Origin of the sequence: Nonomuraea sp. NPDC050478, from assembly GCF_044458265.1 — a bacterium.
Taxonomy (GTDB): Bacteria; Actinomycetota; Actinomycetes; order Streptosporangiales; family Streptosporangiaceae; genus Nonomuraea; species Nonomuraea ferruginea.
Window position 1 is genome coordinate 1287051 of record NZ_JBITHT010000002.1, and the last position, 16528, is coordinate 1303578.

Here is a 16528-nt window from a genome sequence, read left to right on the forward strand (position 1 = left end):
GGCCGGCTACCTCTTGTTCGATCTCACGATGAGGTGCTGCGAACCGTTGACGTTGTTGCCGCTGCCGTTGTAGGAGTTGTCGGATCCGTAGGACCGGATCACGTTGGTGAAGTTGCCGCTGTTGATGGACTTTCCCTTGTTCCAGTAGTTTCCCCTGTTTCGGGAATTGCCCCTGTCCAGGGGGTGGGCCGCCTCCGCCACGCTGGGCATCGCGAAATTCTGCCGGAGCGCCGGCTCGGCGGGAGAGGCGGGCGTCCCCGCCGCGAGCAACGCCAGCCCGATACCGGCGATGGCAAGACCAGTCATATGCATTCACACTCCAATGTTTCCCGCTCTTATCGCCGCCGGGTCACCGCACGAGAGACTGGGATCCGTTGGCCGTGTTCCCGCTGTTGGTCGCGTTGTTGCTCGCTGTGGAGCCGTTCACGTTCGAGAAGTTGCCGCTGTTGATGGGATCCCCCTCGCTGTAATAATTCCCACTGTTGGTGGAGTTACCGCTGTTTTCTGCGCCGTTGACGCATTTCGTGGGAGAATTGGAGGAAGGCGAGTTGTAGTTGACCAGCCGGTTGCCGCAGAAGACGCCGGGGACCATGTGCAACACCGTGCCCAGGTCGGCGCCCAGCAGGCGCGACAGCTCAGAAGGCGCTTGGGGTTCCGGGTCGGCCGCCGACATACCGGATCCGGCCGTCATCATGCCGGAAGCGGTCATTGCCACGACCATGGCGAGCCGAATCAGATTTCTCTGCAGAGATCCCACTACCGCCTCCGAATACCAGTTGCAGGTCGTTTCACGATCGCCGAGCATATAGTCCGCCACAAAGCGCGCACAACGTTGCCGGCGCCGTGTCGCATTTCCGTGAACGCCGGCCGAATGAAATAGGCCGAGGATTCAAGAAATTGGCCGCGTCTCATGCGGAACCGGCTGCGAAAGGACCTGTCCAGCCGGGTCAGAGGCCGCGCAGGCGGAGGTAGGCGGCGAGTTCGGCCGTGCCGTCGAGCATCGCCCGGCCGCGCCGCCGGAGGCGGGAGCGCCAGGTGCTCAGCGCTTCCTCCAGCGGGCCGATCCCGCCGGCTTCCCGGACGTTCGCGATCGCCCCGGCGATCTGACGCAGCGGGTAGCCGCCGCGCCGGAGCTGGCGGGCCAGGTGCGCGTCGCGTACCGCGGCGGGCGGGTAGCGGCGGTAGCCGGTCACCGGGTCGCGTTCGGCGTGGAGGATCCCGGCCTTCTCCCACTTGCGGAGCGTGGCCGGGTGGATGCCGAGCCGACGCGCGAGGGCGCCGACGGACGGCGCCCCGCGTACCGGCTCGTCGCCCGCCGGGGCGAGCTCGGTGAGAGCGGCGGTCACCTCGTCCAGCGTGACCCGGTCGCGCAGGATCTCGGCGTGGCCCTGGTCGAGGAGGCGGAAGACGGCCTCCTCGTCGCCCGCGTTGGCGGCCCGCAGGATCGCGGCCGCGCCCTGGTGCCCGAACCCCGGCCGGAGCGCCAGGAAGGCCCGCAGGGCCTGAGCGTGGACCGGCGTGTAGCGGCGGTACCCCTGGTCACCGCGCGGGGCCGGGGGCAGGATCCCGTCATCCTCGTAGTTGCGCACGGCCTGCGCGGACAGCCCGTGCTCCCGGGCAAGGTCACTGGGCCGAAGCCGGTCAGCGCGCGTCACCTGCACCTCCGGACGAGGTCACTGGGCCAGTGCCGGTTGGCGCGCTTCACCTGTGCCTCCGCTTCGTGAGCTCCTGGACGGCCGCTTGGTACGGCGCTGCCGGATCTGTCCACGTCCGCGACGACGTGCGCGTCCCTCAGGGCGGATACCGGTTGCCTCGGCTCACGGTCGCGAGCCGAGGCGCGGTCGTACGGAGGAGGTCGTCAGATGTCGGTGACGCGGATGCCGGCGTGGGCCTTGTAGCGGCGGTTGACCGAGATGATGTTCGCGGTCAGCGCCTCCACCTGGAAGGCGTTGCGCAGCCGCCCGCCGTAGACGCCGCGCACACCGGGGATCAGGTCGGCCAGCGCCTGCACGGTGTCGGTCGCCTCCCGGTCGTCGCCCAGCACCAGCACGTCGAGGTCCACCTTCTCCACCGCCGGGTCCATCAGCACGACGGCCGACACATGGTGGAACGCCGCCACCACCCGGCTCTCGGGAAGCACCGCCGCCGCCTGCTGGGCCGCGCTGCCCTCCTCGACGGGCAGCGCGTAGGCGCCCTGCTTGTCGAAGCCCAGCGGGTTCACGCAGTCGACCACGATCTTCCCGGCGAGCTGAGTGGCCAGCGACTCCAGCAGCGCCTTGTGCCCGTCGTACGGCACCGCCACGATCACGAGGTCGCACTCGGCGGCCACGACGGCGTTGTCCGCCCCGGTGGCTCCGGCCCCGATGGACTCGGCCGCCTCCCGCGCCCGCTCGGCGCGCCGCGACCCGATCACCACCTTGAGCCCGGCCAGCGCGAACCGCCGCGCCAACCCCTTCCCCTGGTCACCGGTGCCGCCCAGAATGCCGATGCTCAGCCCGCTCACGTCAGTCATACGACGCATCATGCCAGCACGCCATCAGCGCCCACACACGCCCCCGGCGCGGCGGACGCCACCGGCTGTACAAGGCCGGGAGAAGGTCACCGCGAAACCTCTCACCCCGGACGCACCCGTCAGGCACGATGGGGATATGGATTCAGGGGCGGTCGCACACCTGCGGGAAGTCCTCGCGGAGACGGGCTGGGTGGAGCGCACCCGCGAGCTGGGCCGGGCGCTGCGCACCACCCGCTCCCCCGGCGGGCTGCTGCTGGTGGGCACGCCCGGCGACGAGCCCTGGCACCTGACCGCGCACCTCACCGACGAGGCCCGCCTGTCCGGCCTGCCGCAGCTCGCGCCCACCCTGGTCCGCTGGTCACCGCCCGCCGGCGCCCCCGCCCACCTCCGGGTGGGGCTGGAGCGGATCGAGCGTACGACGCGCGGCGAGACGCTGTTCGTGGTGGCCGGGCAGCAGGCGCCGGCCCCGCTCCTGGAGCGGGTCGACGACGCCCGCCGCGTCGGCGCCACCATCCTGGCCCTGGAGAGCGGCGACGCTGAGCTGGCCGGGCTGGCGCACGACGCGATCGCCGTCCCCGAGCACGCGCCGGTCAGCTTCGACGGCGCCCAGCACCTGGTGAGCATCGCCGCGGGCGAGATCCCGCAACGGCCAGGGCTGCGCGAGCGGCTGGCCCGCCTGCTCGACAAGATGAGCGGCCCCCGCGTCTCCGACTGACAGCGGGCGGCATCTCGCCGCTCGGCGCGGACTCCGTAGTCGTTCCGCGGCAAGACGCGCACGACGCCGGCCTGCTGCCCGGCGACACCCTCGCCTGCCGCGCCGGCCGCCTCGCTGTCCAGTCAGGCACGCTCCGCGGTGGTCAGCCGGGGATCTCGTCGCGGGGCTGGCCGAGGCGGGCGCTGAGCGAGGATTCCAGCTCGGCGGTGGCGCGCTCGATGGCGGCGATGACCACGGCCTGCACCGGGTCGGGTTCGCCCGAACGGGTCCGGCTCACCCGCGTGACGGCGTCGATCCGGCGGGCGCCCACGTCGCGGATGTCGCTGACCAGTACCTCGCCCTCCCGCACGTCCAGCAGCGCCAGCGTGGGCACGATCGCCACCCCGCGCCCGGCGGTCACCAGCGCCAGCGTCGGCGCGAAATCGGTGATGACGTGCAGCTTGCGCGGCTCGAACCCGTGCAGCCCGGCCAGCCGGTCGAGCGCCTGCCCACAGGCGAGGTGCGGCTCGCTCGCCACCCACGGCACGTCCGCCAGCTCGGAGACGTGCCGGGGCGGCTCCGGCCAGTCAGGCGGCACCACGACGCGATATTCGTCGACGAACAGGGCGCGCGTGGCCAGCGAGGGCTGGGCGAGCACGGGCCGGCTCATGTCCTGCTCGGTGATGAGCACGTCCGCCTCCCCCAGCCGCAGCTCCTGCAGCGCTGGCGGCCCGAAGACCTCGTGGATGGCGGGCTCGATCCTCGGGTGGCGGGCGGCGAGGTCGCGCAGGGCCGGCACCAGGATGTGCTGGATCACCGTGGGGAACGCGGCGATGCGCACCGGCCCGGCCAGCCGCTCGGTGAAGCGGGTCAGCTCCCGCCTGGCCTCGGCCAGCTCCTCCTCGACCCGCTCCGCGTACCCGGCGAGGACCCGCCCGGCGGGGGTGAGCGAGACGCGGCGCTGCGAGCGGTCGACGAGCGCCAGCCCGACCTCCCGCTCCAGCTGCACGAGCTGCTGGGAGACCGCCGAGGGGGTCAGATGCAATGCCTCCGCGGCCCGCATGACGCCGCCGCGCAGGTGGACCTCGCGCAGCACGCGTAACCGCCGGGGGTCGATGTCCATGAAGCCGACCTTACGCGTGTCCGCGATTTCCGTTGATTGCCCTTCCGCTCGGCGGATCCGCAGAATGTCCTGATGGATCTTCTCCTCGAGGCCATCGGCTGGCTCGGCGCCGCCCTGCTCCTGACCGGTTACGCCCTGGTCTCGTCCGCCCGGGTGCACGGCGACGGGCTCCTCTATCAGCTCATCAACCTGGGCGGCGCGGTCGGCCTCATGGTCAACAGCGCCTACAACGACGCCTGGCCCTCGGCGGGGCTGAACCTGGTGTGGGCCTCCATCGGCGTGGTCGCCCTGGTCAAGCTGATGAGGCTGGCCCGGTCGGCACGCGCTGACGGTACGGGCGATTCCGCTCCCGCCTTGAACGAGTGACACCGCTCACGTCAAGACGGTTACCCAAACGTTATTGAATTTCTCTGGCCGACGCTGACCTGGGGGTGGCAGCGTTGACGTCAACGCGGGAACGTTCTCGCAAGGTCGAACTAGGACAAAACAACCAGCTCAAGGATAGGTATGCCTTCCCCTGCCCTGCCCCTGCGCCCCATCGCGTCGGACATCGCGTCGACTCTGCGCACCACCGTGGGCCAGCGCGCGCTCACTCAGGAGATCGCCGCCGAGGCGGTGCGCCGTGACGTCGACACCGTGCTCTTCGCCGGAGTCGGCGGGTCATGGGCGTCGTCGGTCGCCGCCACCATGTCGCTCGGCGCCAAGGCCACCGGGTTCGGCGTGCAGAACGTCAACGCCGGCGAGTTCCCGCTCACCCACCTCGGCCGCACCGGGCGGCGCACGCTGGTGATCGCCTCCTCGCACTCGGGCGGCACGCCCGAGACCGTCGCCGCGGCGCAGGCCGCCGCCAAGGCCGGCGCGCTGGTCGTGAGCGTGGCCAGGGACGCCGACAACGAGCTGGCGCGGGCCGCCGAGTTCAGCCTCGTCTACGGCAGCGAGAGCACCGCCACCGGCGGCAAGTACGAGCTCCTGGAAGAGATGTCCTGCTCCCTGCTGGAGGCCCAGGGTCTCAAGGACGGGGTGGACGAGCTGCGGGCGGCCCTCGACCTCATCCCCGACGCCACCGCCGCGGCCGTGGACGAGACCGAGCGGGCCACCGCCGAAGCCGTGGCGCGGCTCTACGACGCCGACAACATCTTCGTGCTGGGCACCGGCCGGCTGCTGGGCCTGGCGTACATGCTGTCGGTCTGCTACCTGGTCGAGATGCAGCGGCAGAAGTCCACCCACCTCAACAGCGCCGACTTCTTCCACGGCCCGTTCGAGATCGTGGACCCGCGCAGCACGCGGGTCATCCACCTCATGAGCGAGGACGAGACGCGGCCGATCTCGGAGCGGGTCAACGCTTTCCTCTCCCGGTACGGCCGCGAGCACTACGTCGTGGACCCGGCGAAGCTGACCCTCCCCGGGATCGACCCGGCGGTCCGCGGCAAGGTGGCCCACATCGCCATGGCGTCGGTGGCCTCCCGCATCGCGTACCACTTCGAGCCGCTGACCGGTCACGATCTCGACATCCGCCGATACATGCACAAGGTCGAGTACTGAGCCCGATGACGACACGCATGTGCGGCGTGGGGGACAACGTCGTCGATCGTTATCTCCACGCCGGTCTGATGTATCCGGGAGGCAGCGCGGCCAACGTGGCGGTGCACTCCCGGCGCCTGGGCGCGACCGCCGGCTACCTCGGCGTCCTCGGTGACGACGAGGCGGCGGCGCACGTGCTCAAGGCGCTGCTGGCCGAGGACGTCGACGTCACGCGGGTGCGGCACCGGGCGGAGCCCAACTCCTTCGCCGACGTCACGCTCGACGACGAGGGCAACCGCTTCTTCGGAACGTTCCAACCGCCGGTGACCCGCATCGAGCTCGAGGACCGGGATCTCGCCTATCTCTCCGGCTGCGACTGGGTCCACACCGGGCACAGCAGCTTCACGGTCTCCGAGGTGCCGAAGATGCACGCGGTCACCGCCGTCGCCTACGACTTCTCGTACCAGGGCCTCGACGTCGCGGCCCCGGTCCTGCCGTTCGTGACGGCGGCGATGTTCTCCCGGGCCGACGACACCGAGGCCGAGTGTCTCGGCCTCGTCGAGGAGGTCCGCGGCCTGGGGCCGGACACGGTCGTGGTGACCCGCGGCACCCGCGGGTCGATCGTCTGGCGGCGGGGCGAGCTGGTCGTCCAGCCCGCCGTGCCGGCCCGTGCGGTCGACACGCTGGGCGCGGGCGACGCCTACTTCGCCGCGCTCATGTGCGGCCTGTCCGACGGACTCGCCCTGCCGGACGCGACCGCGCGGGCGGCCGCGTACGCCGCCGCGGTCTGCGAGCACTTCGGTGCTTTCGGCCATCCCACCGCCATCAGCGACTCCCGGAAGGAGGCGGCCAGATGACCGCACCCCCACCTGTCCTGGACGTGGCCGGCGTCACCAAGAGCTACGGCCACGTGCAGGCGCTGCGCGGCGTCGATCTCCAGGTTCGGCCCCGCGAAGTGCACGCCCTGGTGGGCGACAACGGCGCCGGCAAGTCCACCCTCATGAAGATCATCGCCGGCGCGGTGTCGCCCGACTCCGGCACCATCGCGGTCGACGGCCGCCCGGTGACCTTCGCCAGGCCCGCCGACGCGCAGGCGGCCGGGATCGAGACCGTCTACCAGGACCTGGCGCTCGCGCCCACGCTGACCGCCGGCGAGAACCTGTACCTGGGCCGCGAGGTGCTCAAGCCGGGGCTGCTGGGCCGGCTGGGGTTCGTCGACCGCGCCGCCATGAACCGGTCGGCCGAACGGCAGCTGTCGACGCTGGGCGCCAAGCTGCAGTCGCTGGCCTCGGAGGTCGGCTCGCTGTCCGGCGGCCAGAAGCAGGCGGTCGCGGTGGCCCGCGCCTCGCTGTGGGGCAGCGCCCTCATCATGCTCGACGAGCCCACCGCGGCGCTCGGCGTCTCCCAGACCGAGTTCGTGCTCAAGCTGGTCGAGCAGCTGCGCGACGAGCGGGGCCTGTCGGTGCTGCTCATCTCGCACAGCATGCCGGACGTCTTCAGGGTCGCCGACCGGGTCACGGTGCTGCGCCTGGGCCAGACCGTGCTGACCGAGGAGATCTCGGCCCTGTCGACCAACGACCTCATCGCCGCCATGACCGGCGCGGGAATTCCAGCGGGTGGACCGACGACATGAGCACGATCACGAGCCCCGGCGTCGAAGCGGGGCCTTCGCTCACCGCGCGGCTGCTGGCCAGCCAGCGCTTCTCCAATCTGACGATCTTCGGACTGCTGGTCGCGATCATCGTGTTCTTCACGGTGGTCACCCCGTCCGGGACGTTCTTCTCGAACTACAACCTGACCAGCATCGCGCTGGCCGGGTCCCAGCTGCTGATCCTCTCGGCCGGCGTCACCTTCCTGCTCATCGCGGCCGGGCTCGACCTGTCGGTCGGTGCGGTGGTGGTCTTCTCCTCGGTCCTGGCCGCCAAGCTGATGCTGGGCCTGACTTCCGGCCTGGCCGGCACCGCCCAGGGCGGCGCGGAGCTGTGGCTGCCGATCCTGGCCGGCGTCGGGGCGGGTGTCGTCACCGGCGCGGCCTGGGGCCTGGTCAACGGCATGCTGGTGGTGAAGTCGAAGATCCCGTCCTTCATCGTGACGCTGGCGACCAGCACGATCATCCTCGGCCTGGCCCAGGTCTGGACCGGCGGCATGAACGTCAGCGGGGTGCCGCAGGCGCTCACCGACGCCTTCGGCATGGGCACCCTGCTCGGCGTCCCGTGGCCGGTCGTGACCGCCGCCGCGGTCACCGGCCTGCTGTGGGTCGTGCTCGCCCGTACCCGGTTCGGCCTGCGCACGTACGCGATCGGCGCCAACCCCGAAGCGGCCCGCAGGGCCGGCATCAACGTCGACCGGCACCTGCTGGCGATCTACTGCATGGTCGGTCTGCTGGCCGGGCTGGTCGGGATGATCGACATCTCGCGCTTCTCCACCGCCTCGGTCTCCGGGTACGCGAACATCGCGCTGCAGAGCATCACCGCGGTCATCATCGGCGGCACCTCGCTGTGGGGCGGCCGCGGCAAGATGTCCGGCACGGTCGTCGGCGCCTTCATCCCCGCGACCCTCACCAGCGGGTTCGTGATCATGAACCTGCAGCCGTTCTGGCAGAACGTCGCGGTCGGCTGCGTCCTCATCTTCGCCGTCTTCGTCGACCAGTACCGCAGACGGGCGATGAACGTCACCTGAACACCCGGCTCAACCCCCCTGCCTGGCCCAGAGCCGGCGGATGAGAGGAACTCCATCATGTTGCGGAATATCAAGAAGGTCGCCGTACTGGCACTGGCCGGCCTGACCCTGGCCGCGTGCGCCACCGAGGCGCCGGACACCGCCGCGAACGCGGGCGGCACAGGCGGCGCGGACGGCGCGGGCGCCAAGCCGCGGGTCGTCATGCTGCTCAACGACCAGTTCGACCCCTACTACCTGACGCTGGCCAAGGGCGCCGAGGAGAAGGCGGCGGAGCTCGGCGTCGAATTCTCCTGGCAGGCTCCGACCACGCTCGACGTGGCCGCCCAGACCCAGTTGCTGCAGTCGATCGCGGCCACCAAGCCGGACGGCATCATCATGTCGGCCCTCGACGCCAAGGCGATGTCGGCCCCGATGCGGCAGGTGAACGAGCAGGGCATCCCGATCGTCACCGTCGACGCCGACGTGGAGGACCAGGACGCCCGGCTGGCGACCTTCAAGTCCGACGGCGTCGTCAGCGGCGAGATGGCCGCCGACACCGTGAACGAGCTGCTCGCGGGCACCGGGAAGGTGGGCTACGTCGGCTACATCCCGGGCATCCAGAGCGTGGACATCCGGCTCAAGGGCTGGCAGGAGCAGCTGAAGAAGCACTCCGGCCTGGAGAACAGCGGCGAGGAGTACGCCGGCGCCGACATCTCCGAGAACGTCGCCAAGACCTCGGCCCTGATCTCCAGGGTGCCCGACCTGAAGGCCGTCTTCGCCTCCTGGACCAACGCCGCCATCGGCGCGGCCAAGGCGGTGCAGCAGGCCGGCAAGACCGGCGACATCAAGGTCGTCGGCGTGGACGCCTCCCCCGACCAGGTCGACCTGCTGCGCCAGGGCCTGGTCGACGCGCTGGTCGTGCAGAAGCCGTACGACATGGGCAAGGACGCGGTCGAGGCGCTGACCGCGTACACCAAGGACGGCACCCGCCCGCAGGGCGAGAAGCTCTACGACTTCGTCGTGGCGACCAAGGACAACCTCGACGCCCCCGAGATCAGCCAGTACCTGTACGTCAAGCCGGAAGGGAAGTGAGCGATGGCCAGGCTGGGAATCGACGTCGGCGGCACCTTCACCGACGTCGTCGTCCTGCACGAGGACGGCCGCCGGGTCGTCGAGAAGGTGCCGAGCACGCCGCATGACGCCTCGATCGGCATCCTCGACGGCATCGCCCAGATCCGGCGCACCCGCGGCGTGGACGTCGCGGCGCTGGACACCTTCAGCCACGGCTCCACGGTGGCGACCAACGCCCTGCTGGAGTCCAAGCTGCCCCGCACCGCGCTGGTGGTCACCCGCGGCTTCCGCGACGTGCTGGAGATCGGCACCCAGCTCCGCGGCGACCTGTTCGACCTGCGGGTCGCCAAGCCCCGCCCGTACGTGCCCCGGTCCCTCGTCTTCGAGGCCACCGAGCGCGTGGACCGGCTGGGCGACGTGGTGACCCCGCTGACCGACGCCGAGATCGCGCGCCTGGTCGAGGAGGTACGGGCCGCGGACGTCGAGGCGTGCGCCATCACCTTCCTGTTCGGGTTCCGCAACGAGGAGCACGAGCGGCGGCTCGCCGCGGCGCTCAGGGAGGCGATGCCGGAGCTCTCCGTGGCGGTCGGCTGCGAGGTCGCGCCGGAGATCAAGGAGTATCCGCGCGCCTGCACGACCGTGGTGAGCGCCGCGCTGCGGCCCCTGGTCGCCCGTTACATGTCCGGAATCCTGAGCGGTCTCGAACCGGCCGGGGTCACCTGTCCCACCTTCATCATGCAGTCGAACGGCGGCGTGATGAAGGCGGAGGAGGCCGCCGCGAACGCGCACCGCATGGTGCTCTCGGGGCCCGCCGCCGGGGTCCTTGCCGCCACCCAGGTGGCCAGGCAGTCGGCGTACCCGAACCAGATCACGTTCGACATGGGCGGCACCTCCACCGACATCTGCCTGATCCACGAGGGCCGGGCCAGGGTCGAGCGGGAGAGCGTGTTCGAGGGGCGGCCCATGCTGGTGCCCCAGTTCGACATCCACACCATCGGCTCGGGCGGCGGCTCCCTGGCGAGCGTCGACGAGGCCGGCGGGCTGCGCGTCGGGCCCGAGAGCGCCGGCGCGATGCCCGGCCCCGCCTGCTACGGCCGGGGCGGGACGCGTCCCACCACCACGGACGCGCACCTGGTGCTGGGCCGGATCGACCCGGCGGCGTTCCTCGGCGGCGAGATGCCCCTGGACGTGGAGGCGGCCAGGCAGGCGGTGAAGACGCACGTGGCCGACCCGCTCGGCGTGGACGTCGACACCGCGGCCATCGGCATCCTCGACGTGGCCGACGCGATCATGGCCCGCGGCGTCCGCGTGGTCAGCGTCAACCGCGGCCACGACCCGCGCGACTTCTACCTGCTGCCGTTCGGCGGCGCCGGGCCGATGCACGCGCTCAGCGTCGGCGCCCTGGTGGACGTCGGCGGCGTGCTGATCCCGCCGAGCCCCGGCACGTTCTCGGCGGTCGGGCTGGCCGGCTCCGACATCAAGTACACCTTCGCCCGCGTGGTCGACGCCGGCGTCGGCGACGTGCCGGCGGAGGACGTCGAGGCCCTGTACCAGGGCATGGTCGAGACGGCCGCCGAGCGGTTCGCCGGCACCGGCGTCAAGCGCGTGGACCACGTGCGGCTGGCCCGGTTCCGCTACGCCTGGCAGGACAACGACGTCGAGGTGCTCATCGACGCCCCGGAACTCGACGCCGGCGCGCTGGCGGACGCGGTCAAGCGCTTCCACGAGCAGCACCGGTTCGAGTTCGGTCACAGCAACCCCGAGGAGCGGGTGGAACTGGTGGCCGTCGGCCTGGAGGCGTACGGGATCCTGGACCACGGCCCCGGCGTCCCGGCCCGTACGGACGAGGCGGGCGGCGAGCCCGCCCGCCACCGCGAGGTCTACTTCAAGGGCCCCGGCCGGGTGCGGACCCCGGTGTACGAGCGCGGCGCGCTGGCGCCGGGCACCGTGCTGCGCGGCCCGGCGATCGTCGAGGAGCGGGAGGCCACCACGGTGGTCGTCCCCGGCACCACGCTCCGGGTCGACGACGACCTCAACCTGGTCATCACCTACGACAAGCCCGGCGAGGAGGCACGATGACGCCGCGCGAGAACGGCGCCGACCCGATCACCACCGAGGTCGTCCGGCATGCGCTGGAGACCATCGCCGAGGAGATGGGCACCGCGCTGCGCCGCACCGCGCTCAGCGTGGTGGTCAAGGACATGCGCGACTACTCCTGCGCGCTGTTCGACGCCCGGGGGCGGATGCTCGCCGCCGCGCTCGACATCCCGAGCCTGCTCGCGTCCATGGCCCCGGCGCTGCGCGCCTGCCTGGACAAGTGGGGTGAGGACATCCACCCCGGGGACGTCTTCATCAACAACCATCCCTACCTGGGCGCCTGCCAGACCAACGACATCAACATCTTCGTCCCGGTCTTCGACGCCGCCGCGACGCTCGTCGGGTTCACCGGCGTCATCGCCCACCACGCCGACTGGGGCGGGCGCACCCCCGGCACGGCCGCGGCCCGGTCGGAGTCGGCGTACGAGGAGGGCGTGCTCCTCCCGGCGCTGAAGGTGGAGGTCAAGGGGGTTCCCGAGCGGGGCCTGCTGGACATCATCACCGCCAACACCCGTCACCCGGCCCAGAACCACGGCGACCTGCGGGCGCAGATCGCGGCGGCCCGCTCCGGCGCCGGCCGGTTCGCGGGCCTGGCCGGGAAGTTCGGCACCGGCCTGCTGCTCGACACGTTCGAGGAGCTGTTCGCCTACACCGTGCGGCGGACCCGCGCGGAGATCGCCAAGCTTCCGGACGGCGACTACACGGCGGAGGGCTGCCTGGACAACGACGGGCTCGACCTCGACGCGCCGGTGAAGATGGTGGTCAAGGCGGTGATCTCGGGCGAGGAGATCCACTTCGACTTCACCGGCTCCGACCCGCAGATGCGCGGCGGGATGAACATCCCCGACTCGACCCTGCGCTCCGTGGTGCACTATGCGGTGAAGTGCCTGATGCCCTCCGACGTGCCGTTCAACGAGGGCTCGCTGGATCCGGTCTCCTTCCACGCGCCCCGCGGCACGGCGGTCAACCCCGAGTTCCCCGCCGCGGTGGGAGACCGGCACCTGGCCTCGCAGCGCCTGGCGTCCATCGTCACCCGGGCGCTGGCCGCGGCGGCGCCGCACCGCGCGTCCGCGGAGTGGTTCGTGGGCTGGCCGGTGCTCATCTGCGAGTCCCGCTCCCCCAAGTCGGGAGACGGCGTGGTCCTGCTGGCCAACGTCGCCGGAGGCGCGGGCGCCTGCGTGGACCACGACGGCGCCGACGCCCTCGACGTGCACATGGCCAACTGCCAGCTGATCCCGGCCGAGGTGATCGAGTCCTCCTACGAGCTGCGGGTGGAGCGGTACGCGCTCATCCCCGACTCGGGGGGCGCCGGCCGTCACCGGGGCGGGCTCGGCATCCGGGCCGACTACCGCAACATCTCCAGCAAGCCGTTGGGCTTCCTGTCGGAGGCCGAGCAGACCCGGCCGGAGTTCGCGCCGCAGGGGCTGACCGGCGGCCGGCCGGGGATGCCCGCGTCGCTGGCGCTGATCCACGAGGACGGCACGGAGACCGCGCTCCCCTCCAAGGGCCAGGGCTCGGCCCTGCCGGGTGAGATCGTCAGCCTGCGCGCGGGCGGCGGCGGCGGTTACGGCGACCCGGCCGAGCGCCCGGCCGAGCTGGTCGAGGCCGACCTCAGGGACGGCCGGATCACCGCGGCGGGCGCGGCCGCCTACGAGAGGACGCGCTGACATGGCCGCCGGGTTCCTGGGCGTGGCGCACGTCGGGATCGTGGTCGACGACCTGGAGGAGGCCGTCGCGGCCACCACGCCCGTGGCCGGCGGGTGGAGCGACATCCTGGAGTGGGACACCGTGGTCCGCTTCCCCGACGGCTCGCGCGAGGAGCGTCCGGTACGGTTCGTCACCGCCGCGAGCGGGCCCGCTCACGTCAAGATGATCGAGTCGGCCGAGGGCAGCGTCTGGGCCCCCACCGGCGGGGTGCAGCAGCTGCACCACCTCACCTACTGGGTGGCGGACATCGAGGAGGCCACGGCCGGGCTCCTGGCGACCGGCAGGTACCGCGTCGAGGCCGACGGGCTGGAGCCTGACGACAGCGTCCGGTTCCGCTACCTGCTCAACGACCTCGGCCTGCGGATCGAGCTCGGACTGCTGGCCAACAAGCCCGGCTTCGACAGCTGGGCGGCGGGCGGCGAGCACGCCTGACCGCGCACGGGGCCCGGCGGAGATGTCCGCCGGGCCCCCGCACGTTCTCAGACGGCCGCCACCGACTCGCGGACCAGGAACGACGTGGGCAGCTCGATGAGCTCGGGCGGGCCCTCGTCGCCGTTGAGCCGGTCGATGAGCTTGCGGGCCGCCCTGGCCCCGATCTCGTGCACCGGCTGCTCGATGACGGTGAGGGCGGGCCGGACCAGCGTGGTCCAGTCGAGGTTGTCGAAGCCCACGAACGACAGGTCACGCGGCATCTCGATGTCGAGCTCGCGCACGGCCTGGTAGGCGCCGAGCGTCATCATGTTGTCGGTGGTGACCAGGGCCGTCGGCCGGGCCGGCGAGGCCAGCAGGCGCCGGGTGGCCTCGGCCGCGCCTTCGACGTCGTAGCCGCCCGTCCGGCCGACCAGCGACGGGTCCACCTCCACCCCGGCGTCGCGGTGGGCGCGCAGGTAGCCGAGCAGCCGGGCGGCGCTGGCGTTGATCTCCCCGCGCAGGCGGTCGAGCCCTGGACGGAGCAGCGTGGCCCAGTCGGCCTCGCGCTCGATGCGCAGCTCCGTCAGGATGCCGATGCGGCGGTGGCCGTGGCTCAGGAGGTAGGTCACGGCCTCCCGCATGGCCGCGACGTCGTCGACGGTGACCGCGTCGGCCCCGACGGCGCTGCTCGGCCGGTCGAAGAGCACCACGTGCTTGCCGTGCGACCGGACCGCCCGCAGGTGCTCGACGTCGCCGACGTCGGCGGTGGCGACGATCAGGCCGTCGACCTGCTTGTCGATCAGCAGGTTGACGGCCTCCCGCTCGCTGCGGACGTCCTCGTCGGTGTTGGTCAGCAGGATGCTGTAGCCCGACTTCCTGGCCTCGTCGGTGATGCCGCGCACCACGCCGGAGAAGAACGGGCTGCTGATGTCGGCGCACACCACGCCCAGGGTGTCGGTGCGCCGGGTCACCATGCTCCTGGCCACGCTGTTGGGCCGGTAGCCCAGGGTCTCTATCGCGTCGAGGACGCGCTTCCGCGTCGCCTCGCTGAACCGGCCGTAGTTGCCCAGCACGCGGCTCGCGGTGGAGGTGGACACCTTGGCCAGCCTTGCCACGTCGTGGATCGTCGGAGGCTGAGCGGATGAGGCCATGAGGGAACGTTATCGCAGCTTGAGAGCCGGAGGCCACGGGCCGGAACCCGTGGCACTCCCGTCAGTCGTCGTCCTGGTCGGCCTCGTCCCACGCCTTGTTGCGCTCGGCCGCGCGCTGCAGCGCCCCGGCAGCCTCCTGCTCGGTCGCGTACGGGCCCATCCGGTCCTTGTTGGGGCAGCCCACGTCGGGCTCGACCCGCATGTGCTTGAGGCAGAACCACCACTGGCCATCGGTCATGAGGTCGATTCTGCCCCGTAGACTCAGGTTTCATGACGACACTGCTCCAGCCCGGCCGAATTTCGCCCATGCGAAAGGTTCCCGCCCACATCGAGCGGCCGGAGTACGTCGGCAAGAAGCGCCCCAAGACCGGCGAGTCCGACGTGAAGACCCCCGAGATCATCGAGCGCATGCGGGTCGCGGGCCGCATCGCCGCCCAGGCGCTCGAAGAGGTCGGCCGAAACGTGCGGCCGGGCGTCACCACCGACGAGCTCGACCGCATCGGCCACGAGTTCCTCGTCGACCACGGCGCCTACCCGAGCACGCTCGGCTACAAGGGCTACCCCAAGTCGCTGTGCACCTCGATCAACGAGGTGATCTGCCACGGCATCCCCGACGACACCGTGCTGCGCGACGGCGACATCGTCAACGTCGACATCACCGCCTACATCGGCGGCGTCCACGGCGACACCGACGCCACCTTCCTGGTCGGCGAGGTCGACGAGGAGTCGCGGCTGCTGGTCGAGCGCACCCGCGAGGCGATGATGCGCGCCATCAAGGCCGTCGCGCCGGGCCGCCAGCTCAACGTGGTCGGCCGGGTGATCGAGGCCTACGCCAAGCGGTTCGGCTACGGCGTGGTGCGCGACTTCACCGGCCACGGCATCGGCACCAGCTTCCACTCCGGCCTGATGGTGCCCCACTACGACGACCCGTCGCTCCGGGTCGAGCTGGTGCAGGGCATGACGTTCACCATCGAGCCGATGCTGACGCTGGGCACGATCGACTACGACATCTGGCCCGACAAGTGGACCGCGGTGACCAAGGACCGCAAGCGCACGGCACAGTTCGAGCACACGATCGTGGTCACCGCCACCGGCAGCGAGATCCTCACCGCGCCTTAGGCACGACCCCCGTCACGGTGGTGCCCTCGCCGGGCACGCTGTTGACCGACAGCGACCCGCCGGCCTCGCCCAGCGCCGCCCGCATGCGGGCGATCCCGCGGCCCGCCCGCGAGAGATCGAAGCCCCTGCCGTGGTCGCTGACCGTCATACGCAGACCGCCGCGGCCCACCGTGACGGCGATCGACACCGTCGTGGCCTCGCTGTGCTTGTGCACGTTGTCGAGCGCCTCGGCCAGCGCCTCCAGAACCCCCTTGGCGACCCGCGGCCGCACGTCGGCCGCGGGCAGCGCCCACACCTCCACCGCGATCCCCGTACGCCGCGACCATTCGGCCAGGTTGCCCTCAAGGGCTTCGGCCAGGCTTTCACCCCCGCGCATGCGCGTCACTTCCATCACCGCTCCACGCCTTCCTGAGGCCCGAGCGCGCCGGCTCCACCGCCGGCGCCGAAAGCGCGGAGCGCCACCC

The 16528-nt window shown here is 71.5% G+C and carries 19 protein-coding genes; 11 read left to right on the forward strand and 8 right to left on the reverse strand.

Annotated elements, in window-relative coordinates; translation table 11 throughout:
• Positions 1-6 precede the first annotated feature (6 nt).
• From ACIBF7_RS14010 to npdG, 4 genes are all read right to left on the reverse strand, one after another.
• Complete coding sequence (locus ACIBF7_RS14010) at positions 7-306, reverse strand: hypothetical protein (RefSeq protein ID WP_397197221.1); 300 nt, start codon at positions 304-306, stop codon at positions 7-9.
• A gap of 43 nt (positions 307-349) precedes the next feature.
• Positions 350-805 carry a hypothetical protein gene (locus ACIBF7_RS14015; protein ID WP_397197222.1) on the reverse strand — a complete coding sequence of 152 codons (456 nt, stop codon included), beginning with the start codon at positions 803-805 and terminating at the stop codon, positions 350-352.
• 142 nt (positions 806-947) lie between these two features.
• The gene (locus ACIBF7_RS14020) at positions 948-1655 is read right to left on the reverse strand and encodes a MerR family transcriptional regulator (protein WP_397197223.1); all 708 of its coding nucleotides are present in this window, start codon (positions 1653-1655) and stop codon (positions 948-950) included.
• Between the two features lie 203 nt (positions 1656-1858).
• Positions 1859-2512, reverse strand: a complete 654-nt coding sequence (npdG, locus tag ACIBF7_RS14025) for an NADPH-dependent F420 reductase (protein WP_397197224.1) — start codon at positions 2510-2512, stop codon at positions 1859-1861.
• A gap of 136 nt (positions 2513-2648) precedes the next feature.
• Here npdG and ACIBF7_RS14030 point away from each other — a divergent pair, with 136 nt between their 5' ends.
• Positions 2649-3227: a hypothetical protein gene (locus ACIBF7_RS14030; protein ID WP_148032886.1), complete on the forward strand. Its 579-nt coding sequence runs from the start codon at positions 2649-2651 to the stop codon at positions 3225-3227.
• A gap of 142 nt (positions 3228-3369) precedes the next feature.
• Here ACIBF7_RS14030 and ACIBF7_RS14035 read toward each other — a convergent pair whose 3' ends face one another.
• Positions 3370-4329, reverse strand: a complete 960-nt coding sequence (locus ACIBF7_RS14035) for a LysR family transcriptional regulator (RefSeq protein WP_148032887.1) — start codon at positions 4327-4329, stop codon at positions 3370-3372.
• Positions 4330-4401: 72 nt separating this feature from the next.
• Between ACIBF7_RS14035 and ACIBF7_RS14040 the strand changes: the two genes are divergently transcribed.
• The 9 genes from ACIBF7_RS14040 to ACIBF7_RS14080 all read left to right on the forward strand — a co-directional run bounded on the left by ACIBF7_RS14040 (position 4402) and on the right by ACIBF7_RS14080 (position 13815).
• Positions 4402-4695: a hypothetical protein gene (locus ACIBF7_RS14040; RefSeq protein WP_148032888.1), complete on the forward strand. Its 294-nt coding sequence runs from the start codon at positions 4402-4404 to the stop codon at positions 4693-4695.
• Positions 4696-4836: 141 nt separating this feature from the next.
• Positions 4837-5871, forward strand: a complete 1035-nt coding sequence (locus tag ACIBF7_RS14045) for an SIS domain-containing protein (RefSeq protein WP_397197225.1) — start codon at positions 4837-4839, stop codon at positions 5869-5871.
• 5 nt (positions 5872-5876) lie between these two features.
• On the forward strand, positions 5877-6707 hold the full coding sequence (locus tag ACIBF7_RS14050) for a PfkB family carbohydrate kinase (RefSeq protein ID WP_271276336.1): 831 nt from the start codon (positions 5877-5879) through the stop codon (positions 6705-6707).
• Positions 6704-7483 carry an ATP-binding cassette domain-containing protein gene (locus tag ACIBF7_RS14055; protein WP_148032891.1) on the forward strand — a complete coding sequence of 260 codons (780 nt, stop codon included), beginning with the start codon at positions 6704-6706 and terminating at the stop codon, positions 7481-7483. Before ACIBF7_RS14050 ends, ACIBF7_RS14055 begins: the two co-directional genes overlap by 4 nt.
• On the forward strand, positions 7480-8529 hold the full coding sequence (locus tag ACIBF7_RS14060; protein WP_397197226.1) for an ABC transporter permease: 1050 nt from the start codon (positions 7480-7482) through the stop codon (positions 8527-8529). Before ACIBF7_RS14055 ends, ACIBF7_RS14060 begins: the two co-directional genes overlap by 4 nt.
• A 57-nt stretch (positions 8530-8586) precedes the next feature.
• Positions 8587-9600 (forward strand): ABC transporter substrate-binding protein, encoded by a 1014-nt coding sequence (locus ACIBF7_RS14065; RefSeq protein ID WP_397197227.1) that lies wholly within the window; start codon positions 8587-8589, stop codon positions 9598-9600.
• A 3-nt stretch (positions 9601-9603) separates the two neighbouring features.
• Positions 9604-11658 carry a hydantoinase/oxoprolinase family protein gene (locus ACIBF7_RS14070; protein WP_397197228.1) on the forward strand — a complete coding sequence of 685 codons (2055 nt, stop codon included), beginning with the start codon at positions 9604-9606 and terminating at the stop codon, positions 11656-11658.
• Complete coding sequence (locus tag ACIBF7_RS14075) at positions 11655-13343, forward strand: hydantoinase B/oxoprolinase family protein (protein WP_397197229.1); 1689 nt, start codon at positions 11655-11657, stop codon at positions 13341-13343. Before ACIBF7_RS14070 ends, ACIBF7_RS14075 begins: the two co-directional genes overlap by 4 nt.
• A gap of 1 nt (position 13344) precedes the next feature.
• Positions 13345-13815 (forward strand): VOC family protein, encoded by a 471-nt coding sequence (locus tag ACIBF7_RS14080; protein ID WP_271276341.1) that lies wholly within the window; start codon positions 13345-13347, stop codon positions 13813-13815.
• Between the two features lie 47 nt (positions 13816-13862).
• Here the strand turns inward: ACIBF7_RS14080 and ACIBF7_RS14085 are convergent, their stop codons facing one another.
• On the reverse strand, positions 13863-14945 hold the full coding sequence (locus ACIBF7_RS14085; RefSeq protein WP_148032897.1) for a LacI family DNA-binding transcriptional regulator: 1083 nt from the start codon (positions 14943-14945) through the stop codon (positions 13863-13865).
• A gap of 61 nt (positions 14946-15006) precedes the next feature.
• Complete coding sequence (locus ACIBF7_RS14090; protein ID WP_187281273.1) at positions 15007-15183, reverse strand: hypothetical protein; 177 nt, start codon at positions 15181-15183, stop codon at positions 15007-15009.
• A 32-nt stretch (positions 15184-15215) separates the two neighbouring features.
• Here ACIBF7_RS14090 and map point away from each other — a divergent pair, with 32 nt between their 5' ends.
• Entirely contained in the window at positions 15216-16064 is an 849-nt protein-coding gene (map, locus tag ACIBF7_RS14095) for a type I methionyl aminopeptidase (protein WP_148032898.1), read from the forward strand.
• Here map and ACIBF7_RS14100 read toward each other — a convergent pair.
• Positions 16051-16455 carry a sensor histidine kinase gene (locus tag ACIBF7_RS14100; protein WP_148032899.1) on the reverse strand — a complete coding sequence of 135 codons (405 nt, stop codon included), beginning with the start codon at positions 16453-16455 and terminating at the stop codon, positions 16051-16053. The two genes, map and ACIBF7_RS14100, sit on opposite strands and share 14 nt — an antisense overlap.
• Between the last annotated feature and the right edge of the window lie 73 nt (positions 16456-16528).

Coding starts and splice junctions, on each gene's coding strand:
- ACIBF7_RS14010 (WP_397197221.1), bottom strand. CDS start 306: ATGACTGGTCTTGCCATCGCCGGTATCGGGCTGGCGTTGCTCGCGGCG.
- ACIBF7_RS14015 (WP_397197222.1), bottom strand. CDS start 805: ATGCTCGGCGATCGTGAAACGACCTGCAACTGGTATTCGGAGGCGGTA.
- npdG (WP_397197224.1), bottom strand. CDS start 2,512: ATGACTGACGTGAGCGGGCTGAGCATCGGCATTCTGGGCGGCACCGGT.
- ACIBF7_RS14030 (WP_148032886.1), top strand. CDS start 2,649: ATGGATTCAGGGGCGGTCGCACACCTGCGGGAAGTCCTCGCGGAGACG.
- ACIBF7_RS14035 (WP_148032887.1), bottom strand. CDS start 4,329: ATGGACATCGACCCCCGGCGGTTACGCGTGCTGCGCGAGGTCCACCTG.
- ACIBF7_RS14040 (WP_148032888.1), top strand. CDS start 4,402: ATGGATCTTCTCCTCGAGGCCATCGGCTGGCTCGGCGCCGCCCTGCTC.
- ACIBF7_RS14045 (WP_397197225.1), top strand. CDS start 4,837: ATGCCTTCCCCTGCCCTGCCCCTGCGCCCCATCGCGTCGGACATCGCG.
- ACIBF7_RS14050 (WP_271276336.1), top strand. CDS start 5,877: ATGACGACACGCATGTGCGGCGTGGGGGACAACGTCGTCGATCGTTAT.
- ACIBF7_RS14055 (WP_148032891.1), top strand. CDS start 6,704: ATGACCGCACCCCCACCTGTCCTGGACGTGGCCGGCGTCACCAAGAGC.
- ACIBF7_RS14060 (WP_397197226.1), top strand. CDS start 7,480: ATGAGCACGATCACGAGCCCCGGCGTCGAAGCGGGGCCTTCGCTCACC.
- ACIBF7_RS14065 (WP_397197227.1), top strand. CDS start 8,587: ATGTTGCGGAATATCAAGAAGGTCGCCGTACTGGCACTGGCCGGCCTG.
- ACIBF7_RS14070 (WP_397197228.1), top strand. CDS start 9,604: ATGGCCAGGCTGGGAATCGACGTCGGCGGCACCTTCACCGACGTCGTC.
- ACIBF7_RS14075 (WP_397197229.1), top strand. CDS start 11,655: ATGACGCCGCGCGAGAACGGCGCCGACCCGATCACCACCGAGGTCGTC.
- ACIBF7_RS14080 (WP_271276341.1), top strand. CDS start 13,345: ATGGCCGCCGGGTTCCTGGGCGTGGCGCACGTCGGGATCGTGGTCGAC.
- ACIBF7_RS14085 (WP_148032897.1), bottom strand. CDS start 14,945: ATGGCCTCATCCGCTCAGCCTCCGACGATCCACGACGTGGCAAGGCTG.
- ACIBF7_RS14090 (WP_187281273.1), bottom strand. CDS start 15,183: ATGACCGATGGCCAGTGGTGGTTCTGCCTCAAGCACATGCGGGTCGAG.
- map (WP_148032898.1), top strand. CDS start 15,216: ATGACGACACTGCTCCAGCCCGGCCGAATTTCGCCCATGCGAAAGGTT.
- ACIBF7_RS14100 (WP_148032899.1), bottom strand. CDS start 16,455: ATGGAAGTGACGCGCATGCGCGGGGGTGAAAGCCTGGCCGAAGCCCTT.